The sequence below is a fragment of the Selenomonas ruminantium subsp. ruminantium ATCC 12561 genome (genome assembly GCF_000424065.1).
GTDB lineage: Bacteria > Bacillota > Negativicutes > Selenomonadales > Selenomonadaceae > Selenomonas_A > Selenomonas_A ruminantium.
The window spans coordinates 78,549-100,325 of sequence record NZ_AUJE01000014.1 but is presented as its reverse complement, the minus strand read 5'-3'; the positions used below and the strand labels follow the sequence as shown (position 1 = coordinate 100,325).

General features: G+C 49.5%; 25 protein-coding genes and 2 pseudogenes. 3 read left to right on the top strand and 24 right to left on the bottom strand.

Features of this window, described 5'->3' with window-relative positions; translation table 11 throughout:
- The 13 genes and pseudogenes from tnpA to G598_RS0106925 form a co-directional block, all read right to left on the bottom strand.
- On the bottom strand, positions 1–198 hold a 198-nt coding region (tnpA, locus tag G598_RS18960), incomplete at its 3' end, for an IS200/IS605 family transposase (protein ID WP_157833290.1).
- A 169-nt stretch (positions 199–367) separates the two neighbouring features.
- Positions 368–658, bottom strand: a pseudogene (locus G598_RS0106980) (phage portal protein); the annotation flags it as partial.
- Positions 659–847: 189 nt separating this feature from the next.
- Complete coding sequence (locus G598_RS0106975) at positions 848–1,438, bottom strand: hypothetical protein (RefSeq protein WP_026766350.1); 591 nt, start codon at positions 1,436–1,438, stop codon at positions 848–850.
- Between the two features lie 27 nt (positions 1,439–1,465).
- Entirely contained in the window at positions 1,466–2,107 is a 642-nt protein-coding gene (locus G598_RS0106970) for a hypothetical protein (protein ID WP_026766349.1), read from the bottom strand.
- A 349-nt stretch (positions 2,108–2,456) separates the two neighbouring features.
- Positions 2,457–3,530, bottom strand: coding sequence for a terminase TerL endonuclease subunit (locus G598_RS20255; protein WP_245582773.1), 1,074 nt, complete (start codon positions 3,528–3,530; stop codon positions 2,457–2,459).
- Positions 3,530–3,895, bottom strand: a complete 366-nt coding sequence (locus G598_RS20485) for a hypothetical protein (protein ID WP_037363481.1) — start codon at positions 3,893–3,895, stop codon at positions 3,530–3,532. The genes G598_RS20255 and G598_RS20485 overlap by 1 nt, the downstream gene beginning before the upstream one ends.
- A 270-nt stretch (positions 3,896–4,165) precedes the next feature.
- Positions 4,166–4,417: pseudogene (locus G598_RS20245) on the bottom strand (terminase large subunit); the annotation flags it as partial.
- 375 nt (positions 4,418–4,792) lie between these two features.
- A complete protein-coding gene (gene queA, locus G598_RS0106950; RefSeq protein ID WP_026766346.1) occupies positions 4,793–5,887 on the bottom strand; it encodes a tRNA preQ1(34) S-adenosylmethionine ribosyltransferase-isomerase QueA in 1,095 nt (364 codons plus the stop codon).
- A 15-nt stretch (positions 5,888–5,902) separates the two neighbouring features.
- The gene (locus G598_RS0106945) at positions 5,903–7,078 is read right to left on the bottom strand and encodes a SpoIID/LytB domain-containing protein (RefSeq protein WP_037363477.1); all 1,176 of its coding nucleotides are present in this window, start codon (positions 7,076–7,078) and stop codon (positions 5,903–5,905) included.
- The gene (locus tag G598_RS0106940; protein ID WP_026766344.1) at positions 7,075–7,701 is read right to left on the bottom strand and encodes an epoxyqueuosine reductase QueH; all 627 of its coding nucleotides are present in this window, start codon (positions 7,699–7,701) and stop codon (positions 7,075–7,077) included. The genes G598_RS0106945 and G598_RS0106940 overlap by 4 nt, the downstream gene beginning before the upstream one ends.
- A 12-nt stretch (positions 7,702–7,713) precedes the next feature.
- Complete coding sequence (ruvB, locus tag G598_RS0106935; RefSeq protein WP_026766343.1) at positions 7,714–8,718, bottom strand: Holliday junction branch migration DNA helicase RuvB; 1,005 nt, start codon at positions 8,716–8,718, stop codon at positions 7,714–7,716.
- A gap of 37 nt (positions 8,719–8,755) precedes the next feature.
- Positions 8,756–9,358 carry a Holliday junction branch migration protein RuvA gene (ruvA, locus tag G598_RS0106930; RefSeq protein ID WP_026766342.1) on the bottom strand — a complete coding sequence of 201 codons (603 nt, stop codon included), beginning with the start codon at positions 9,356–9,358 and terminating at the stop codon, positions 8,756–8,758.
- A 133-nt stretch (positions 9,359–9,491) separates the two neighbouring features.
- Entirely contained in the window at positions 9,492–10,232 is a 741-nt protein-coding gene (locus G598_RS0106925) for an ABC transporter permease (RefSeq protein ID WP_026766341.1), read from the bottom strand.
- Positions 10,233–10,445: 213 nt separating this feature from the next.
- Here G598_RS0106925 and hypF point away from each other — a divergent pair, with 213 nt between their 5' ends.
- The 3 genes from hypF to G598_RS0106910 are packed head-to-tail and all read left to right on the top strand — an operon-like array spanning position 10,446 to position 13,832.
- Entirely contained in the window at positions 10,446–12,722 is a 2,277-nt protein-coding gene (hypF, locus tag G598_RS0106920; protein WP_026766340.1) for a carbamoyltransferase HypF, read from the top strand.
- Positions 12,723–12,734: 12 nt separating this feature from the next.
- Positions 12,735–13,016: a hypothetical protein gene (locus tag G598_RS0106915; RefSeq protein WP_026766339.1), complete on the top strand. Its 282-nt coding sequence runs from the start codon at positions 12,735–12,737 to the stop codon at positions 13,014–13,016.
- Between the two features lie 18 nt (positions 13,017–13,034).
- Positions 13,035–13,832, top strand: a complete 798-nt coding sequence (locus G598_RS0106910; RefSeq protein WP_026766338.1) for a tRNA 2-thiocytidine biosynthesis TtcA family protein — start codon at positions 13,035–13,037, stop codon at positions 13,830–13,832.
- Between the two features lie 37 nt (positions 13,833–13,869).
- On the opposite strand, the gene G598_RS0106905 is transcribed toward G598_RS0106910, so the two are convergent.
- The 11 genes from G598_RS0106905 to G598_RS0106855 all read right to left on the bottom strand — a co-directional run bounded on the left by G598_RS0106905 (position 13,870) and on the right by G598_RS0106855 (position 21,602).
- Positions 13,870–14,712: a tetratricopeptide repeat protein gene (locus G598_RS0106905; protein WP_026766337.1), complete on the bottom strand. Its 843-nt coding sequence runs from the start codon at positions 14,710–14,712 to the stop codon at positions 13,870–13,872.
- A gap of 21 nt (positions 14,713–14,733) precedes the next feature.
- Positions 14,734–16,119, bottom strand: a complete 1,386-nt coding sequence (gene amrA / locus G598_RS0106900; RefSeq protein WP_026766336.1) for an AmmeMemoRadiSam system protein A — start codon at positions 16,117–16,119, stop codon at positions 14,734–14,736.
- Between the two features lie 92 nt (positions 16,120–16,211).
- Positions 16,212–16,520 (bottom strand): hypothetical protein, encoded by a 309-nt coding sequence (locus tag G598_RS0106895; RefSeq protein WP_026766335.1) that lies wholly within the window; start codon positions 16,518–16,520, stop codon positions 16,212–16,214.
- Between the two features lie 20 nt (positions 16,521–16,540).
- Positions 16,541–17,740: a bifunctional phosphopantothenoylcysteine decarboxylase/phosphopantothenate--cysteine ligase CoaBC gene (gene coaBC, locus G598_RS0106890; RefSeq protein ID WP_026766334.1), complete on the bottom strand. Its 1,200-nt coding sequence runs from the start codon at positions 17,738–17,740 to the stop codon at positions 16,541–16,543.
- Position 17,741: 1 nt separating this feature from the next.
- On the bottom strand, positions 17,742–17,978 hold the full coding sequence (gene rpoZ, locus G598_RS0106885; protein ID WP_173437244.1) for a DNA-directed RNA polymerase subunit omega: 237 nt from the start codon (positions 17,976–17,978) through the stop codon (positions 17,742–17,744).
- Positions 17,978–18,580, bottom strand: coding sequence for a guanylate kinase (gene gmk / locus G598_RS0106880; protein WP_026766333.1), 603 nt, complete (start codon positions 18,578–18,580; stop codon positions 17,978–17,980). The genes rpoZ and gmk overlap by 1 nt, the downstream gene beginning before the upstream one ends.
- The gene (gene remA, locus G598_RS0106875; protein WP_026760967.1) at positions 18,581–18,865 is read right to left on the bottom strand and encodes an extracellular matrix/biofilm regulator RemA; all 285 of its coding nucleotides are present in this window, start codon (positions 18,863–18,865) and stop codon (positions 18,581–18,583) included.
- A 13-nt stretch (positions 18,866–18,878) separates the two neighbouring features.
- The gene (locus G598_RS0106870; protein ID WP_037363472.1) at positions 18,879–19,754 is read right to left on the bottom strand and encodes a YicC/YloC family endoribonuclease; all 876 of its coding nucleotides are present in this window, start codon (positions 19,752–19,754) and stop codon (positions 18,879–18,881) included.
- A gap of 2 nt (positions 19,755–19,756) precedes the next feature.
- Complete coding sequence (gene dapF / locus G598_RS0106865) at positions 19,757–20,608, bottom strand: diaminopimelate epimerase (RefSeq protein ID WP_026766331.1); 852 nt, start codon at positions 20,606–20,608, stop codon at positions 19,757–19,759.
- 242 nt (positions 20,609–20,850) lie between these two features.
- On the bottom strand, positions 20,851–21,114 hold the full coding sequence (locus tag G598_RS0106860; protein WP_026766330.1) for a hypothetical protein: 264 nt from the start codon (positions 21,112–21,114) through the stop codon (positions 20,851–20,853).
- A complete protein-coding gene (locus G598_RS0106855; RefSeq protein WP_026766329.1) occupies positions 21,111–21,602 on the bottom strand; it encodes a DUF3990 domain-containing protein in 492 nt (163 codons plus the stop codon). Before G598_RS0106855 ends, G598_RS0106860 begins: the two co-directional genes overlap by 4 nt.
- Positions 21,603–21,777: the final 175 nt, after the last annotated feature.

Below are 21,777 nucleotides of genomic sequence, written 5' to 3'. Positions count from 1 at the left end.
GTGAACACCGAACTGCGGGTGAACCTCCAGTAGAAGATGCACATGGTCTGGCATGATTTCCATTTCGATTACATCGACTTGGATTTCTTCACAGATTGACTTGACCAGCTCCTTTAGTCTGGTGTCAACGCCATTGACCAACACTTTTCTGCGGTACTTGGGACAGAACACGATATGGTACTTACATGAATATACGATATTGTGGCTTTAATGATATTTTTTTTTTCCCATATTTGTATTATACAACTTTAAGAAAGATAATACAACACAAGTTAAAAAGTAATTCTCCACCTTCAATTACTTACGTAAATTCGGTGGACACGCCTTATATCCCCATAACTAAAGTTAGGGGGTTTACGGCGTTTTGGATAAAAGAGGTCATTTCAGGGTTGGGCGAATCGTGAAGAAGAAAATAGAGCGGATGCCCCGGCACACGCTCTTTCCCGTTCCCTCGATATTCATATACATGAAGCGGAAGCCCCGCAATGGACTCCGCCAAGATGCGGACGCAGGCATAAACCGCCGTGGTCTGCATGGCTATGAACTCGTTGACCTTGGCTCCGGCGGCAGATTTGCCGAATACGAACGGCCAACCGCTGAAGTGGTAGCTGTTTTGGGGCTTATCCCGTGAGCGGAAGAGTTTTGCAAAGAAATTCATGGGTATCACGCTCCTTGATTTTTTCCACGAAAAAACACCACCATTTCGAGTGGCGTTCATGATATTTGATTTCAGAAGATATTTTGAGCAAGCAATCCGAGCATTGGAGATGCAGAAATACTGCCCATATTTTGTGCGCTAATGCTGTCTGACTTGTCTCGAGATTGTAGCACTTGCATAGTTTCTATTCTATTGTTGCTTGCTGTTTTCGTATTTATGTTTTATGACTCGTATTATCCCTTCAACATCCCTAGCGACCTCTATAGAAATGCATGGAATATAAACTGTGTGAAATTGTAAATTATCAATTTCTAATTTCACCGACACACTATCTATGATTTTCTGACTTTCACTATCTGAGCCAGCTGTTACACCACCAAGCACAGCTCCTACCCCACCAGCTAATATACCGCCAACTATAGCTCTCTTAACTCCACTTGAACCCTTTTTAGTTTGGATATGATATGTATATTCCACTTCATGCGAGGTAATATCTTTCAAACTAAGTTTATAACGCATATCATCTGTTAGGATTGCAAAATATGGTGTTTCTGCATCAAAAAAATATATTTTTTCAAATCCTGTCGAGCTAATATTCCATGAATAATATGACGCTTCTTTAGCAACACACACATCATTAAGGATATCATAAATATTAGCCTGTTCATGTTCATTATTTGCTTTCTGTATTTTAGCTATACGATCTTTTTCCTTGCTATCAAGCCAAGACTTTAGCCCCCAGGAAACAACTGCTAATGCTAACCATCCAACTATTTCCATTTGTCTTCTCCAATCCATATAATTTTTTCATTCTTCATATGGCATTTTTAGTATTCCTTTTAATTGTTTATCTGCTTTTTCTGCTCTAGATTCTGCTTGAGCTGCATTCATTAAATTTACAGCTTTATCATAATCTGCCTGTATTCTTTGTCTGTCTTTGATAATCCATTCAGCGAATTGACCATTATAATCTTTTGGTATTTTATTTATTTCATCTAATGCCATCTTATATAATTCTGCATTAGTCCTAGTCATTGGTTTATAATGGTCAGTATCGCGCATAGCTAAAGCTTTAGCATAATTAAGCAATACTCCTAAATCAGGATGTGCCGCTCTTACATCTGATTTTGCTTTCTTATCCGCTCTTTCTTCAATAGTTTCTTCGTGGTTTTTATCCTTACTCGCTGAACCATCATATTCAAAAGCTAATGCAATTGAGTACGCATCATCTAATGCTTTTGAATCATGTATATCGTATTTAGAATCATATTTTGCGCTCAAATCACCGACCAAATTATTATACATACCTTCATATTTTTCAGTTGCTTGCTGTATTGCAAGATCTTCTTTTTGTTTTTTCTCTGCCTCGGATTCGCATCCAGTTAAAATAACCGAACACAATAAAACCAGAATCAGGCCTAACCATACACTTGATTTAAATTTTTTCATAAAATGACCTTCCTTCTATATTTTATTTTTCATCTCCTGTTATGCTTTCTCTTCCGGCGTGCGTTCAGGCTGTATTGCAAGACCAATAACAAAAGAAATGATACAAACCACGCCAATGATTCGTTTGATTTTGCTGACATTCTGATAGTTGTGGTCGTTGATGTAATCAGCACCTTCCGCAATGCGAACTTTACGCTTTTTCTACCAAAACACCACAAAGGCAATCAATGTTATCAGGAATACGAGACTCGCTAAGATGTACATTACGAATAGCCCCCCTTCCACTATACGCTTACAGTATACAATATTCTCCTCCCCCGTAGACTTTCCTGCTTAATATCAAAATTTTTCATAACACCAACAGCCCCCGATTCTCATACACGCTCTCCCCATTCACATTCCCACAACGAATCGCACGGTCAAGAGCCATGATGAGGGCAATCGCCCCGTCAATCTTCTCCGTGCTTTTTGCTTTGTCAGCCTTGATATTCTCGGCAGGGTCGGTGCGGATGAAAATGTTGTCCATGTTCCACCGCAAAACGGGATGCCCGCCGTGGGCGATTTTCTGCTCCAAGACCAGCTTCATCAATTCCTTGGTGGGTGGACTCATAGACGCAAAGCCCTGACCGAAAGGAACAACGGTGAAACCCATCCCTTCGAGGTTTTGCACCATCTGCACCGCTCCCCAGCGGTCAAAAGCAATCTCCCGTATGTTGAACCGCTCCCCAAGCCTCTCGATGTATTTCTCGATGTAGCCGTAATGCACCACATTCCCCTCCGTGGTTTGCAGAAATCCCTGCCGCTCCCAAAGGTCGTAGGGAACATGGTCGCGGCGCACTCGGAGGTCGATGTTGTCCTCTGGAATCCAAAAATGAGGAAGAACGGCGTATTTGTCATCGGCATCCATCGGTGGGAACACCAGGACAAATGCCGTGATGTCCGTGGTGGAGGATAACTGGCGGTCTGCCGCACAACCGTAAACATCCGCTCGTTCCTCGCCGTCCCCGCAACAAAGGAGAAGAGCGACTGCTGCGGCAAGATTATGAGTCGGAACGAAAGATTCTCCCGCCAAATAACAATGGCTGGTGCTGTCCACCTGAATGCACTGCATTGGGATTTTCCCGTAGAGCGGCTCGATATTTTCCAGATAATGAAAACAGGAGCGAGTTTTCTTCACCCGCTCCCGTTTCCGGCAGATTTTCCTATGCAACTTTGATGTTGGTTGGTCGGTAAAAGTGGTAAACCGAATGGTATAAAGCGTTTCACCCGTTGGCTCTCCGTAGCGTGTCGAGGGAGATTCGGTCATGGAGTTCTTGATTCCAAGGCTCCATAAAAGTTCCCTGACAGTTTCGGCAAGCTGCTTTACGGTGCTGACATAAACGCTTTGCACCTTGCGTCTGCCAATGCATCCATCGGAATCCATCAGCCCTTGCAAAAGCTCCCACCGCTGATTTTCGGAGGCTCGAAGATAAGCCGCTGGGATAACCTTATCACGAAAGGTCGGCAGAGGATTTTCCGAAGTTCGTGATAATATACACGGACACTCCCCGGCTGACAGATAGTGTTGTAGGCACGATACGGAATATTTGCCATCACCGCCTGCAAATCTCCATCGCACACGGTGATTTCCGGCTTGGTGGCGCATCCGTTCCCCAGCCAGTATCCGTACAGGTATGGATCTATCGGCAAATCACGCTCTGCCGTTTGAAGGGGCTTTCCAACGGGAATGCGAATAACGGAGCGAAGTGCCTCATGCACATCATGCTTGTTCCGCTCCCTATGTCTCATCGTGCGCCGATAAATCTCGCCCGTTGTTCACAGAAAAGGCTTGGTCTTGCCCACGATGTATTCCACATTCCAAAGATGCCGTTCTCCGGCTACAATGGAGGAGCCGTCACGGAAAGTCAGCCGATAGGCTTGCTCTGTATCGTCAACCTCGCTCTTGGCTACCACACGGCAGGGCTTGCCGTTCTCATCGAAAACGGTATCTCCGATTTGCAAGCCTCCCATCGTGGTAAAGCCGCCCGGCGTAGGAATTTTGGTGTCCAAGGCTAACTGCTTTCCTTGTTTCTTCGGAATCTCAACATATGCCGTATTGAACTGACGGTAGCCGTTGGGCTTGATGATTCCGAACAGATCCCGGATAATTCGCTCCTGCCAGTCAATCAAATCGAAGGGCTTTCCTGCCCATGTCCCCTTGGTATGGCACAGACATTCGATGAAGCCCACCGCATAGTCGGCGGCATCGGCATCGTAGTGGGAATCCTTCGCCATGAATTTTGTCGGTGTGTAATCGGTCAGCTTCCGCAAGCAATCACCTCCCTTGCCCAGAATTTATGTGAACGAGAAAACCGCCCGTAGGCGGCCTGAAGATAATATTACGCGCATCAAAAAAGAGCTCCATCTTTGCCACCAATTTATCCGAGGAGATATTTGTACAAAAAGCTGCCCAATTTTTCATGAATACTGCATTGCAGAAAGGACGCATTGATTTTGAACAGCTCGCCACTCAAACAGAGGCTACCATACTGAAAGATTTCGTTAATGCCATAGTGTCTCGTATCAGTGTACGCAACGGCAGGATTATCGAGCTTGAATTTACCAATGGCCAAATACATAGATTTGAATACTCTCTATGAACGACAAAAGCACCGGCAGTCCTTGACCGTCGGTGCTTTCTGGTATTTATTCATCTTTTTGATGGGAAGCTTCGAGTGCTGCCAGTTCTCTATCCCGTTCATCCTTGGGTTGTTGTACTGAGAGATACATAGCATCACCAAAGGAGAAGAAACGGTACTTCATTTCCACAGCCGTCTTATAGGCATCGAGCACAAATTCCCGTCCGGCAAAGGCGCTGATCAGCATAATCAGCGTGGACTTAGGCAGGTGGAAGTTGGTGATGATGGCATCGACAATCTTGAAATCATAGCCCGGATAGATGAAAATCTGCGTCCAGCCACTCTTGGCAGAGATTTCTCCGAGGCCGTCCGCAGCAGATTCCAGTGTGCGGATACTGGTCGTGCCCACGGCAATAACCCTGTGGCCGGCTTTTTTTGTATCCATGATGAGCTTCGCCGTTTCCTCCGGTACATTGTAGAATTCCTTGTGCATATCGTGCTTCTGGATGTCTTCCACATTGACCGGACGGAACGTACCCAAACCTACATGGAGCGTCACAAAGCCCAAGTTCACGCCCATGTCCTTGAGTTCCTGCATCTGTTCCCTGGTGAAATGCAGTCCGGCTGTCGGTGCAGCCGCCGACCCCTGTTCGCGATTGTAAACCGTCTGATAGCGTTCACTATCCTCTAGTTTTTCATGGATATAAGGCGGCAGGGGCGTTTCCCCTAAGCGGTCAAGAATTTCCTCGAAAATCCCCTCAAACTTAAACTCCACAATGCGACCACCAAAATCTGTATGGTCGGTCACCACGCAGCTCAGTTCATCGCTAAAATTGATTTGGTAGCCCGGCTTAGCCTTCTTGCCCGGCTTGACCAAGGTTTCCCAATGAGTTGCATCCAGCCGGCGCAAAAGGAAGACTTCCACCTTGCCCCCTGTCTGGTCACGATGACCGATAAGGCGTGCCGGCATAACACGGGTATCATTGAAGATAAGCGTGTCGCCCGGTTCCACATATTCCTTGAGGTCATAAAAATGACGATGCTCCATGGTCTTTTCCACGGGGTCAAGCACCATCAAACGCGAGGAATTGCGCGGCTCCATGGGAACCTGTGCAATCCGTTCTTCTGGCAGTTCATAATCAAAATCCGAAAGTAATAACATCATTCAATCCTTCAATCAATATAATTTCTTTAACTCTGCACCACGATAATAATGCTGCAAAATCTGCTTATAATCATAGTGTTCACTATCTGCATAGGCCTTAGCGCCATGCTGGGACATCCCCAGCCCATGGCCCCAGCCATAGCCCTTGATGAACAATACATTGCGGTTCATAGTCATACCAAAAAGCGTACTTTTCAGCCCCAGCATACTGCGCAAATCATTGCCTGTTATACTGGCTTTGCCGTTCTTGCCGACAAACGTCACCTGCTTGACCCGCCCCGATACCGTGCGGTCTTTCGAGGCTTTGCCAATCTTTATGGGGGACAGTTCAATCTTCTTCAGCGTGCCGATATTTTTCCCACGCTTGGCGAGCAGCTCACTGAACTTTTGCACAGTGATATTCTTCTCCCACGGATAAGTCTCCGTCCGCACTTCTTTAGCCGCCCGCAGGCAGTCAATGCGGCTGCCCCATACGTCTTCGCTGTTCTCCGTCATGCCGCCCGAATCCGTATGAAAGAGCGCATCAACAAGTGCGCCATGACTTTCCAAAACCTCGCCGCTGGTTTCCTTTACCGCCCGACTAGCCGCTGCACGCTCCACAGCCACGCCGCCATATTGCTGGCAATGGGTTGTTGCACAGACATCAAAGCCTTCTTTGGCATGACGCTTGCGCTGGCGCAGGGCATACGTCCTGGCCGCCACCGCCTGTGCCTTCACCGCCTCCGGATTCCATTCTGCCGGCATTTCCTCCGGCACAACGCCCTGCAGATATTCCTCCGCTGTTACCCGGTTTAGCAGCTGCAAACTTCCCTTGCGCGGTATAAGGCGCAAGGCACCACGATAGGACTTATTATCGTAGGTACTGACCAGCTTAGACAGATTGCGCTCGTCCTCCACCGTCAGTTCCAAGGCCGCGGCATCCGCTTTTTTAAGTTTTCTGCCGTTAAGTTCCCAGCCCTTGTCTGTGAAGGTTAGCGTAGCAAATTCCTTGGCTTTTCCCTGCCAGACCACTTTCTTATTGTCCAGCCGCTTCAACACCACAGGAACATTTCCCGACAGGCGCAGGGTCGTTCCCGCCGTCCCCAGCGATACCAAAAGCTCCGGCTGCCAGGCCGCTTCCACAAAAGCAGCCGGCGATAATAACAGGCAAAACAAACTGCAAAGAGCAATAAAATGCTTTTTCATCATCCGTCCTCCCCTACACGCGCCTTTGCCTCAGCTTCAAGCCGGGCACGCTTTTTCGCCTTGTTGTCCTTCTTGCGCTGCTTGCGAATAGCCTTGCTGTACCGTTCTTCTTCACTGAAGATACACCCACAATAAGGCTGACGGTAAAGCTCCAATTCCTGACTGATATCAATGCCCTCCTGCCAGCCGGGACGGAAATCTTCATAATAAAACTGCACACCATATTGCGCGGCAAAACGCTCAGCCGTCCGCTTCATTAAATCATGCTGCTGGTAAATGCTGTAAAACAGCGTGGACGTAAAGGCATCAAAGCCATGTTCGGCCGCAAACCTCGCCGCTTCTTCCAGCCGCCAGGTATAACACATCGTACAGCGGCCATTGGGCAAAGCCTCCGCCGGCAGGGCCTGCTTCAAAAAATCCCGCAGACGGTATTGTTCATCGGCGAAAAATTCCATATTGACCTTTTCCGCAAACTCGCGGGCTGTATTTAAACGCATCTCCCACTCTTTGTACGGATGAATATTGGGATTAAAGAAATACCCCACCGGCTCAATGCCATCTGCCCGCAGTTTTTTCACCGGATAACAGGAACACGGCCCGCAGCACATATGTAATAGTAACTTCATCACCATATACTCCTATTCCGGATAAGCAATGCCCAAATGCTCATAACCGGCCTTCGTGACCACTCGGCCCCTGGGCGTACGGTTGATAAAGCCCAGCTGAATCAAAAACGGCTCAAACACATCCTCCACAGTATCCGTACTCTCGCTGATAGCTGCCGCCAATGTATCAAGCCCCACCGGGCCACCGCCGAATTTCTTAATCATGGTCAAAAGCATGCGCCTGTCCGTATGGTCAAGACCGGCCTTATCCACCTCGAGCAGGGACAACGCCTTATCGGCAATCTCGTCGGTAATAACCTCCATGCCTTCATACTGCGCCACATCCCGCACCCGCTTTAACAGGCGATTGGCAATACGCGGAGTTCCCCGGGAACGGCGCGCAATTTCCAACGCACCTTTATCCTCAATGGGGATTTCCAAAATCTCTGCCGCCCGCTTGACAATCGTCACCAAAGCCTCCGGCGTATAATACTCCAGGCGCGAGATAATCCCGAAACGGTCACGCAAAGGAGCCGCCAAAGAACCTGCCTTAGTCGTGGCGCCAATCAGCGTAAAGGGCGCAATATCCAACCGGATAGAACGGGCACTTGGCCCCTTGCCGATAATAATATCCAGCGCAAAATCCTCCATGGCCGAGTACAGCACTTCCTCCACACTACGGGACAGGCGGTGGATTTCATCGATAAAGAGCACATCATGCTCCTGCAAATTCGTCAGCAGCGCCGCCAAATCCCCCTGCCGTTCAATAGCCGGGCCGGAAGTCTGACGGAAGTTCACCCCCATCTCATTGGCGATAATTCCCGCCAGCGTGGTCTTACCCAGCCCCGGAGGCCCATAGAGCAGAACATGGTCCAGCGAATCGCCGCGGTTCATGGCCGCCTGAATGAAAATCTCCAGATTTTTCTTGGCCTTGTCCTGCCCGATATACTCGCTTAACTTGCGGGGGCGCAGGCTGTACTGCCAATCATCTGTCCGCTGCTCGTCCATGGCCACAATGCGGCCATCATCAATATCCATCTCGTAAAAATCTTCTTCAGCCAAGCCTCACCCCTCCTTAAAATTTATTCAACTGCTTCAAAGCCAGCTTGATGACGTCTTCCGTTGTCTTGCACTTGGTTGCCTTCTTGAGCACCGGCGCAATTTCGGCCTGGCTGTAACCCAGAGCCACCAAAGCCGCCTGCGCTTCACTCATCATATCGTCGCCAACCGGCCCTTCCATATCCAGTGTCAGAATTTCTTCCACATCATCAGCTGCCGCAAAAGCAACCTTGTCCTTCAGTTCCAAAATCAGCCGTTCTGCCGACTTCTTGCCAATACCTGGCAACTTGGTCAGCACCGTGGCCTGCTTGTTCTGGATTGCCTTGCAAAGGCTCTCCACAGTGATAGCCGACAAAATCCCCAAAGCCACCTTCGGGCCAATGCCCGACACGCCAATAAGCAACTGAAAAATATCGTATTCTTCCTCACTGGCAAATCCATAGAGGGTAATGCCGTCCTGATAGACATTCATATAAGTAAACAGCTGAGCTTCCTCTTTAAGCCGTAATTTATTCCGGGTAGAACCAGCCACAAAAACCCGATAGCCCACACCATTTACATCCAACAGGCAGTAATCCGTCTTCAACGCCGCTACCTGCCCCCGTAAAAAACCAATCATTCTGTCCGTTCACTCCAATAGACATAGAAAACTTGTAACCTTATTAGTATAGCACGAATAGCAAGCGGCTGACCAGTCAAAATTGACCAGTCAGCACGACCGTGTTCGCATTATTGTTTTACATTCGTTATCCTTATGAACTGAACGTACCCGGAAATACTCGTCGGCTTATAACAAAGCCGGCTGCCGCATACAACAGCAAAATCAACAAAGAACTATACGCCAAATCATTTCCTGCTGCAAGGCTCCGCAACAATGTGCTTGTATGGGTCAGTGGAAGAAGCTCGATAAACCAACGTAAAGCGGCTGGCAATGCCTGCGTTGTAAAGAACGTACCACATAAAAAGGACATTGGCAGTAAGATATAGGTATTTACCTGACTCATTTCCTCATAGGTACTGATTTTCATAGCAGCAATAAATCCCACTTCAGCAAAAATAATCGCATTCAATATGAGAACAGCCCACAGCCAAAATGAAAGGTTAATCTGCGCTCCAAAACCATAAGCCAACAATAAGATGATGGTACTGGACAGAAGACTACGCAGCACCGCAGCCAGTATCTTTCCCAAAACATAAGATGCAGGTTTAATCGGTGCTAATATATACTCCTCCAGACTTTTATGATAAATACGTTCCGCATGTACTGGTGTAATGCTGTTAAAACTGATATTCATCGAATTTAGGGCAAGTATCCCCGGCACCAAAAAATCCAAATAACTGCCGCTTCCAACATTTATACTGCGTCCCAAGCCCCAGCCAAAAGCCACTAGATAAAGCATGGGTGCTACCATACGAGCTAAAATAAATTTGGCCAGACGCCGCTTAAGCACCACCCAGTCACGCCAAAAAACCGTCCAAGTATCATAAAGCATCTGCAAAATATCAAATCCCCTTTATGTAAAATTCTCTATGCGAAGCAGTCATTATATGTAAAAAGATATGGTTTATTATATCACTATCATTGTTTTTTTATCCAGCCCCATGAATAATATTCGTGACAAGTAAAAAGACCATGCTATAATAGCAAATATAAAACCATCCTGTTTTTTTCACAATCTATCCCCTATAATAAAGGAGTTATAAGCATGGCACTTTTTCAAAGCAAAATTTTTGGCATCGTCCAAGGGGTGGGTTTTCGGCCCTTTGTCGCACGGCTGGCGACAAAATTCCAAATTCTGGGCAGCGTCTGCAATAAAGGTCCCTATGTGGAGGTCTATGCTCAGGGCAGCGAGAAAGCTGTGGACAAATTTCTCACGGCTATTGAACAGGAGCCGCCGGAGCGATCGTCCATCTTAAAATTGACGCGTCAGCGCCTTGACGAAGACAAACATTATCAGGATTTTCAGATTATCGAAAGCACCAAGGAAAAGGGCTCCATCTTCGTTTCGCCGGATATTGCCACCTGCGATAAGTGCCGGGCAGAACTCTTTGACCCGCAGAACAAGCGCTATCTCCATCCCTTTATCAACTGCACCGCCTGCGGGCCGCGGCTGACCATCCTCGATTCCATGCCCTATGACCGGGAGCGCACAAGCATGGGCGAATTTCCCATGTGCCCCAGCTGTCAGGCAGAATACGACAGCCCCTCCACCCGCCGCTATGATGCCCAGCCGGTCTGCTGCAATGACTGCGGGCCAGAAGTCTACATCATCGGCGAGGAAAATGTGCGCGGGGCTGCGGCCATCACCCGCACCCGCCAAACGATTATCAATGGCGGCATTGTGGCCATCAAGGGCATTGGCGGTTTCCACCTCTGCTGTGATGCCACCAATGAACAGGCTATCCTGCGCCTGCGCCAGCTGAAACACCGTCCGGTAAAACCCTTTGCCATTATGGCCCGCGATATGGCCGCCATCAATCGGGAATGTTTTGTCGAGGACGGGCAGGAAGAAATCCTCACGGGCCATCAAAAACCCATCCTGCTGCTCAAGCGCAAAATGACCGGTCAAATCCAAGATGTCGTTGCGCCCGGCAATCCCAAAATCGGCATAATGCTGCCTTATGCACCATTACATATGTTATTGTTCGCTTATCCCGATGGGCTGACCATGCCGGACACGCTGATTATGACCAGCGGCAATCCGGCAGGTGCACCCATCTGCCGTGACGATAAGAACGCTGTTGATGCACTTGACGGTTTCTGTGACCTCATGCTGTCGCACAATCGCAAGATTCGCATTCGCGCCGATGACACGGTGATGGACTGGCTGGACGGCAAGCCCTATATGATTCGCCGCAGCCGCGGCTATGCGCCCCTGCCCTTTATGCTGAAAAATGACTGGCATGGCGCGGTACTCGGCATTGGCGGTGAGCTCAAAAACACCTTTTGCGTGGGCAGTGACAACATCTTCTATCCCTCCCCTTATGTGGGCGATATGAGCGATTTGCGCACCATGCAGGCCCTGCGCGAAACGATTCAGCGGCTGACTGCATTGCTCGAATGCCAGCCGCAAATCGTGGCCTGTGATATGCACCCCCGTTACAATACCGTAACCATTGCCAAGGAACTGGGGCTGCCCCTCTTTCCCGTCCAACACCACTATGCCCATATTCTCTCCTGCATGGCCGAAAATGACTATGATGAACCGGTAATTGGTGTCTCCTTTGACGGCACCGGCTACGGTACTGACGGCACCATCTGGGGCGGCGAGATTTTACAGGCGGATTATGCCGGCTTTAAGCGGCTCGATTCCATCACGCCCTTCCGGCAGGCAGGCGGCGATAAAGCCAGCCGCGAAGGTTGGCGCATCGCCATTTCCCTGATCTACGATTTGACGCAGGATAAAGAAGAAACGCAGAAAATTACTCACCAGTTAAACCTTTGCCAGAACAGCGACCTTAATGCCATGTTCTTTATGCTGGATAATGATATCAACGTCATCCAGAGCACCAGCGCCGGACGCATCTTCGATGCAGTCAGTGCCCTCTTAGGCATTCGCAACAATTCTACCTTTGAAGGAGAAGCCAGTATGTATCTGGAATTCGCCGCGCAGAAATGGCATGATGAACATTCAGGCAATCTGCCTGTCCCTGCCATAAGCTTTAACACGGACAAGATATTTGCCCTCCTGTTGCAGCAGCGGCTGGCCGGTGAGGACTGCGGCAAACTGGCGTACCTGTTCCATGCCTGCCTGGCCGCCTTCATCGGTGCTGCCTGCCAAAAAGCCGGCGTACATACCGGCCTGAACACCGTAGCCCTGTCCGGCGGCGTATTCCAAAATCATCTGCTGACCGAACTGACCACCGCCAGATTGCAGGAACGCGGGTTTACGGTTCTGCGCCACAGCCTGCTGCCGCCCAATGATGGGGGTATCTGCTTAGGACAGGCTGCCGCCGCCATGTATCATCTCAACCATAAATAAAGGAGTTTCCTCATGCTGATATCACTGGGCCAAATTTTGGCCTATACGCTGGTACAAACCATCGGTATTTCCATCTTCACCCTTTCGCTCTACCGCCTGAAAAAAATTCGACAGGTCTACCGCCTGAAAGCTTTTTTCTATTTGGCTATGGTCAATTTTGCTGGAGCATTGACCTTTGGCACAGCGCCCTGGCTGGCGACCAGTAAGCCCGTAGCGGCGGGAATCTTTATTTTAGGCATTCCCTTTATGCTGGGCAGCCACCTTTTGCTTTTACTCAGGAATCATAAACATTAACGACTAAAGGAGAACACGATGAATCTCAATATTCCCCAGCTCTACTACAGCAAACTCATGCGCGCTGTAGTGGAATTTGACATGATTAATGACGGCGACCATATCCTGCTGGGCATTTCCGGCGGCAAGGACAGCATTTTCCTAGCTTATGCCATGGCCATTCTCAAAAAACGCCTGAACAAGCAGTTTAAGCTGTCTGCCCTCACCATCAATCCGCAATTCAAGGACGCACAGGGCCGGCCTGCGCTCTTTGATATTGAACGCGCCAAAGGCTTTATGGCGGAACTGGACATTCCCTACGAAATCATTGATGTGGATATCGCCGGTACCATCGCCACGACGCCGGACAAAAATCCCTGTTACACCTGTGCGTTCTTCCGCCGTGGCGCAGTAAACCGCTATGCCATGGAACACGGCGTAAACAAAATCGCCTACGCCCATCACCATGATGATGCCGTTGAAACCTTTCTGATGAGCCTGCTGTACTCCGGACAGCTGCATACCTTCACACCGGTCACCTACCTTGACCGCACGAAGTTGACCGTAATCCGCCCGCTGGTGTACTTCCGCGAATCCGAGTTGATTGATGCCATAAATATTCATGGCTTTGACCCGGTAAAAAGCCCCTGCCCCCATGACGGCCATACGGTAAGACAGGAGGTTAAAGAACTGATTGCCCGGCTCGAACCGGAAATCCCCGACCTCTATGACCACTTGGGCGCCGCCATGCGAAAAGGCGCACTCGGGGAGCTTTGGCCAGCTGCCAAAACCCGCGCCGAAATGCGCCAGACGTATTTTGCCTATAAGAATAAATAATCCTATTGCCTTTTCCACCAGGGGAAGGCTTTTTTGCTTATTTGAGGGCCTTATTGATGTTGTCGATAAGCTCCTTTAATTCCTTGCTTTCCGTCAGCTTGTAGGCGATATCCAAGAAGTAATTGGCATGTTCATACTTCTTGTTGGCCAGCATCGCCTTGCCATACTGCATCGCCGTTTCAATGATTTTGGCATCGGGGCCAATGGGAAAACCGTACTTTTCCCCATAGGAACGCATGGCACCAATGGAGGGGCGCTGGGCCTGGCCTTCCGTTTCCTCATGGATATATTTGAGTTCCAGTTCGGCCTGATAGCGGCCTTCTGCATCGGCAAAACTCATGCTGAGCAGATAGCAGCCAACCGCCTCATCCCACATCTGTTTTTCCACGAAGTAATAGCCTAAATTGCGGTAGCAATGAGCAATTTCCCGGCGCTTGTAGGCAATGGGGAAAATCGCGGTCGTCAGTTCTTTGAGCTTTTCCCAATCCTTCTTCTGCTTGAAAATCTCCGCATGCTCAAAGGCGATATCGGCACTCATGGGGTTCCAATCCATGGCAATGGCCAGTGCCTCTTCGGCTTCATCCAGTTTCCCCTGTTCCAGGAGCAGAGAGCCATACATGGCGTACAGGCGGTTCAAGGGTTCTTCAATATCCGCCACGGGCTGCATTTCAGGATGCTGGCTCTGAAACATCACCATTTCCATCAGGGTATTGAAATCATAATAATCTGCCTGTCCATCATTGTAGAGGTTGAGCTTTTCCACGCTCTCAATCTCCTGCCGCAGAATGTCCGCTGCTGCTGCAACCTCCTTCTCCTCCACCAGCGTTGCGGCCTGTGCCAAGGCATCATTTATCTTCTTCGTCAGTACATTTTCCTGCAATACTTTACACTTCCTAACTAATCAAATATGTCTGGTCACCGTAAACCGCCATAATTTCACGGCTTCATTGGGGCCAATATTGCCCTTTTTGCGGGCAATTTCCACCTGCTGTTCCACGGTGTCCACACCGGCTAAATCCGGCAGAAGCAGTCCGCGCCGACTGCCCGCTTCAACGATTACGCCGTAACGCTTGGTATCCAGCTGCTCTATCCCCTCAATCGGTTCGGGAACAGACAGGACATCCACATCATAAAGCAAATCCTGCAATTCATCTTCCCTCACCGGCGAAAAACGTGGGTCGCCGGTACCGGCAGACACGGCATTATAGAGGATTTCTTCAGCCAAACTCTCTCGCACCGGCAAAATCGTACCAATACAGCCCCGCAGCTGACCGTCCTTCTTGATGCTGACAAACGCCCCGGCTTTTTGACCGGTCAATTCCGCTGGCAGATTTTCCGGCAGTGCCGCCCGCCTGCCCGTCCGCACATAATGTTCCAGCGAATAACGCGCCAAAGCCAGATATGCGTCTTCCTGGCTGTGCCGCCGTTCAATTTCCTCGCGGAACAGCTTCGCCGCCTGCTCGCCAATATTACGGGATTCATCATATTCCCCAGGTGCAAAAACCGCCACCGCATAGCCTACGCCAAACGGCCCTTCCTGCGCAAGCAGCTTTGCCTGCACCTGATGCCTGTCCAAAGCCCCTGCCATAATCCAGAACGAGCGCAGGCCGCATTCGGCTGCCGAATCCGCCAGTTCCGCCGGCGTTGTCATGAGCTGCAGAAAATCACCGGTCTTAAAGCAATCTCCCATACGTTGGTCAAACACGGGGCCGGCCGGATCAAAACCATAGGGGCCATCGGCCTTCAGTTTATGGGATAAATCCCCGCTGGCGACCAGCACCACCCGCCGTTTTAATTCAGCAGCCGCCCGGGCAATCAGTACACCCAACGCATAGTGATGGTCACGGGATAACCCCGACAGGCCGATGCGGACAATCTTGCCTGCAAAACCTGCCTTTTGCAAAAAATACAGCGGAATCATGGTGCCATGGTCAAGACTGCCATCCTGCTTGCCCAAAGTGCCTGCCGGCAGCTTGATTGAATCGGCCAGTTTGGCAATATGCCCGACAAGCGACTCATCATAATCGGCTTCGAAGCGCAGTTCCGCATGCCCAAAGCCAGCAAAACTGCCCTTAGCCCCGGCCCCGGAGGACAGCTGCAAATAATCGGCATACATTTTGGCATGCGGGCTGGTGATTACGATGGTTTCCGGCTGCAGACTGACCACCCATTTTGCCGCTTCTTCATAAGCTGCAATGGTGGCGCTGATTTTCTGTTCCTCACCTCTGCCAACAGCCGGCAGGATCAAGGGCGGATGCGGTACTACACAGGTTCCTAATAAAGCCATTTTATACACCTCTTTACCAAGCTATGCACAAAATCCATCTGAACACACCCTAAAGGCTGACAAGTCAAACTGACCTGTCAGCCCTTAATACCTTATTTTTTTCGCTGCATTCTGCGCTCATGCAGTTCCGCGCATTTTTCCACGATAAGGCGCACGACCCAGGAGGGCGGCCGCGAGGCCTTCTTATGAAACCACATTTCCACCGTGCGGCTGGGTGCGCCCAGTATCTTTTCGCAGTCCCTGGGCGTTATGCCCCAAAGGTCACGCATCATCTTCATCGGCTCGTCGGCGCAGGCTATGCGGTCAAGTTCTGCCGCTTTCTTCAGTTCTTCCACATCTACGTTGAAACCGGTCTTGCGCTGAAACCAGTTGGGAATATCTTCACGGGTCACTTTGGGCATAGCGCGCCTCCTTTATTGCATCAGGACATCAGCTCTGCTATCTTATTCAATATAATCCCGGCTAATTCCTGCTTGCTCATCAAAGGATATTTTTCACAGCCGCCATCACGGGTATAAATCTGCACCCGGTTGTTGTCCACGGCAAAACCTGCATCACTGGCGGATACATCGTTCGCGACAATGAAATCGAGATTTTTCTTCACGAGCTTCTTTTTGGCATATTCCTCCACATTGCAGGTTTCTGCCGCAAAGCCCACGAGAATCTGCCGCGCCTTGTGCTGCCCCAGACCATACAAAATATCCGGGTTGCGTTCCAGATGCAAGACCAGTTCATCATCGCTCTTTTTGATTTTTTCTTTCGCTACTGTTTTGGGTCGATAATCCGCCACTGCCGCCGACATGATGACAGCATCTGCCGCAGCATAGGCTTCCTGCACTGCCGCCTGCATTTCCAGCGCCGTCTGAATGCGTATCGTACGCACCCCCGCCGGGTCAGGCAGGTTGCTTGGGCCGGAAACAAGCAGGACTTCTGCGCCCTGTTTGGCCGCCTCAGCGGCAATGGCATAGCCCATCTTGCCCGTAGAGCGGTTGCCTAAAAAGCGCACCGGGTCCAAGGGTTCAATGGTTCCGGCAGCCGTAACGATGATTTTTTTGCCCTTGAGACGCTGTTCACCAGCGGCAAAATCCAGAACAAACTGGACAATTTCTGCCGGTTCCGGCAGACGGCCCTTGCCTTCCACACCGCAGGCCAAATGCCCGGAGGCCGGTTCGATAATCTGCACGCCCCGGCTTTTTAATTCCGCGATATTTTTCTGCGTTACGGGATTTTCATACATATTGGTATTCATGGCCGGCGCCAGGATAAGCGGTGCCTTAGTTGCCAATATCGTAGTCGTCAGCATATCATCGGCAATACCCGCAGCGGTCTTGGCAATGATATTGGCCGTAGCCGGAGCAATCAGCATAATATCGGCCAAATTGGCCAACGCAATATGCTCCACGTTGAAATTCGTGACCTTGGCCCACATATCCACGGTCACGGGCTGGCCGGTAATTTCCCGGAAGGTCAGCTCGGTAACAAACTCTGTGGCCTCACGAGTCATAACAACATGGACTTCCGCTCCCGCCTTACGGAGACGGGAGGCAATCTCCACCGCCTTGTAAGCGGCGATGCCTCCCGTCACGCCCAAAACAATTTTCTTGCCGGTTAAGCTGCCCATCTTAGAGGTCAGCCTTGGAAATCTTGTAGGCGATTTTGCCTTCCGCGATTTCTTCCAGTGCATTGGTTACATCTTTGGTGGATTTCATTTCGATTTCCTTGAGTTCTTCGCCATCCACCAGCTGACGGGCACGCTTGGAGGCGCAGACCACCAAGCCATAACGGCTGTCCACACGGGACATCAGTTTATCCGTAGACGGGTTTACCATGCTCATTTCCGGTTTGCTCATTACTTTCATTACTTTGCCAACTCCTCAAAAATTTCCTGATTTCTATCCACACGGCAGTGCTCAGCGGCACGAATCGCCATAATGCGCTGCACGGCATGTTTTACGGTATCATTGACGACCACATAACTGTACTTCCTGCCGTCTTCAATTTCCTTGCAGGCAGAACCCATGCGCTTCTGCAGGGATTCCTCCGTCTCCGAACCACGGCCACGGATACGGCGTTCCAGTTCAGCCAAAGAAGGCGGCACGAGGAAGATAAACAACCCGTCCGGGCATTTTTTCATCACATTCAAGGCACCCTGCGTATCGATTTCCAACAGGATATCCTCGCCCTTGGCCAGGCGTTCCTCAATCTTGCCCAGTGGCGTGCCATAGTAGTTGCCATAAACATTGGCGTATTCCAAAAAGCCGCCTTCCGCGATTTTCTGCTCAAAATCCGCCTTGTCCATAAAGTAGTAGTTCTTGCCGTCTACTTCACCAGCGCGGGGCTGACGGGTCGTGGCGGAAATCGAATAGGCCAAATCCTCAGCCTGCGCAAGAAGTTCACTGCATACAGTGCCCTTGCCCGTTCCCGACGGCCCGGAAACGACCATCAATAATCCTTTACGCATTTATTCTTCGTCCTCTTTCTCTTTTTCCGTCTTTACATCGTCATCATCATCTTCAACGCGGTGTGCCACCGTTTCCGGCTGTACTGCCGATAAAATGACATGGTCGCTGTCCATGATGATTACTGCTCTTGTTCTGCGTCCATACGTCGCATCAATAAGCCGCTCCCCATCTCTGGCTTCCTGAATAATGCGCTTAATAGGCGCCGATTCAGGGCTGACAATGGCCACAATACGATTGGCCGATACAATATTCCCAAAGCCGATATTGATGAGCTTGATATCCATCAGTATCTCCCCTTTACTCGATATTTTGCACCTGCTCGCGAATCTTTTCGATTTCGCTTTTCATGTCCACGACCAACTGCGCAGCGTCTTTGCTGTTGGCCTTGGAACCGATAGTGTTTGTTTCCCGGTTAAATTCCTGAATCAGAAAATCCAGCTTACGCCCGGACGGCTCCCCAGCCGCCATAATCTGCCGGAATTGGGCGATATGACTCTCTAAGCGCACCACTTCTTCGGTGTAGTTTACACGGTCAGCAAAGAGCGCCGTTTCCTGAATGATGCGCGTCTCGTCAAAATCTTTCCCGGCAAGGGCCTCGGCCAGAACTTCCTGCAAATGCTGACGGCGTTCTTCCACGATAGCCGGAGCAAGCGTGATTAACTGCTGACGCATACCTTCCAGCTTCACCAAACGCTGTTCAAAATCCTCGGCAATATGCGCGCCTTCCCGCTGACGCATATCGTCAAATGCCTTGAGTGCCTGCTGCAGGGCATCTTCAAGCACCGGCTGCAAGCCGTCTAACTCTGCACTCTGCTCCACCTGCAAGACATCGGGAAAGCCCGCGAACATCGCCGCACTATCCGGACGGGGCAGATGCAGGGTATCACTAAGTTCATTCATCGCCGTTTGATAGGCCAGTGCCAGCCCCTTATCCACGCGAATGGTGCTCTTGGACTCCCGTTTGTCAACGTAATTGACAAAGATATCCACCTTGCCGCGAGCCGCTGCCTGCCGGATAAGCTGGCGCAGATTTTCCTCCCACTGCCCAAACTGCCGGGGCATATGGAAGTTCAATTCCAAAAAACGCTGATTAACCGCCTTTAATTCCACGGTCACTTTGTAATCATCATTTTCCACAGTAGCGGCACCAAAACCGGTCATACTCTTCAGCATAATCACGCCTCCAAATCGGCCAGCTCACCACTGAACACCAGTTCAGCCGGGCCAGTCATAAATACATGGTTGTTATCCGCCCAATGAATCCGGAGCCTTCCACCGTCGAGTTCCACTTCCGTTTCGCCGGCTCTGTCCAGCTTATCATTCAGGATACCCGCCACAACCGTTGCACAGGAGCCGGTACCACAGGCCAGCGTAACTGCCGCGCCACGCTCCCAGACACGCATGCGCACATGCTGACGGTCTTTGACCTCAACAAACTCTGTATTCGTCTTGCGCGGGAAAAGTTCATGGGACTCAAACTTGCTTCCGAGTTCATAAATCGGGAAGTTTTCCGCATCGTCTACGAAAATCACGCAATGCGGATTGCCCATGGACACAGCAGTGAACTGATATGTCCTGCCCTCAACCATAATCGGCTGAGCAACCACCTGCTGACCGTCAAAGCCGATAACGGGAATTTCCTCACCCAAAAGATGCGGCTCACCCATATCCACCTTAATGCCCTTGACCGTACCGCCATCCAGAACAATCTCCGGCACCAAAATCCCGGCGCCCGTTTCCACCGTAAAGCGCGTCTCCTTGGTCAGACCGAAGTCATAGAGATAGCGGGCAAAGCAACGAATGCCATTGCCGCACATCTCCGCCTCGCTCCCGTCGGTATTAAAAATCCGCATACGGAAATCCGCTTCAGCAGAAGGCAGCACAACCAAAATGCCATCTGCCCCCACGCCATAATGACGGTCACAGACCTTGCGGGCCAGTTCGGCATAGTCCTCTATATCTTCATGCAGGCAGTCAAACAAAACAAAATCATTGCCACAACCTTGCCATTTCGTAAATTTCTTCATCAATTCCTGCCCCCTGTCTATTTCGATATCTATACTATAATACCTGCATTTCCGCAAATTTTCAAGGTTTTTCTCACCATTACGCCCATATACAACTTTATTTTGCTATTTTTTCGCTGTAAAAACCCGGAGGACAGATGATATTTTTCCGCAGCGTTTGACAAGCCTGTTGTCTAAGCATAGGAAAAATATTATCTGCCCTCCGGGCGTCTTATTCATTGATGTACCCCCCAAATAGCAGTTCACGCAGTTATCGCTTCTCCTGCATGCAACATATCATAATCTTGGATTACCCAGTCAGCCCAGCGTTGTTCGTCATAATGCCAGAATACTACCGGATCATTGAACATCCTATCGCCAAGATGCGACTTGGTAATCATTTTTCTAGCTTCGACTCTTTTATACCCACGACGCACGAGCTCGATTAATGTAAGCCGATAAGCCATATTTCTGTCTGACATTTTACCAATATACCTTTCAATAACCGATCTCCTTTCCATCGTCATTCATCTTCCTTTCCATTTATTATATGTCCTCTTTTTAGCTCGCTTATTGCCTTCTGACTTTTAAATACGATTTGGCTGCCGATATTAGCTTGACTAATCTGGCGAAAGAAATCATTTTTAGAGATTTCCCCGTGTTTTACCCTTGCAGCCAACTGCCTAGCCTTACCATCCGCAAGCGGCCCTTCTACATAATCCTTATCGATATGTATATCTGCACCATCTACTCTATTACTATAGATTGTATTTTTCCACTCACTCGTAAATCCTGAAAAAGAAACTCCACTAAGATTATCTGTATCGCAATAAAACGCCACAACCGCAGAACTTTCTGTATCTCCAGCCCATCGCGCAGCCTGTTTGTAATCTTCAGTCGTGTAGAATCCTTTTCCAAAATCATTTTTTGACCGCCCAACATTTAAATCAATGCCGTTTTCTAATATATTTTTTGCGGCCGTCTTGTTTGTTCCATGATAATACTTCTTTAGCATATACCTCTCCTTATGTTACATTGTAACATAAGTTAAATAAAAAAGACAGACTATTTATGTACGCTGTTTACTCCGCGCATGTGACAATCAGCTACGCAATAAGCCCGGAGGGCAGATGATGTTTTTCCGCAGCGTTTGACAAGCTTGTCTAAGCGTAGGAAAATATTATCTGCCC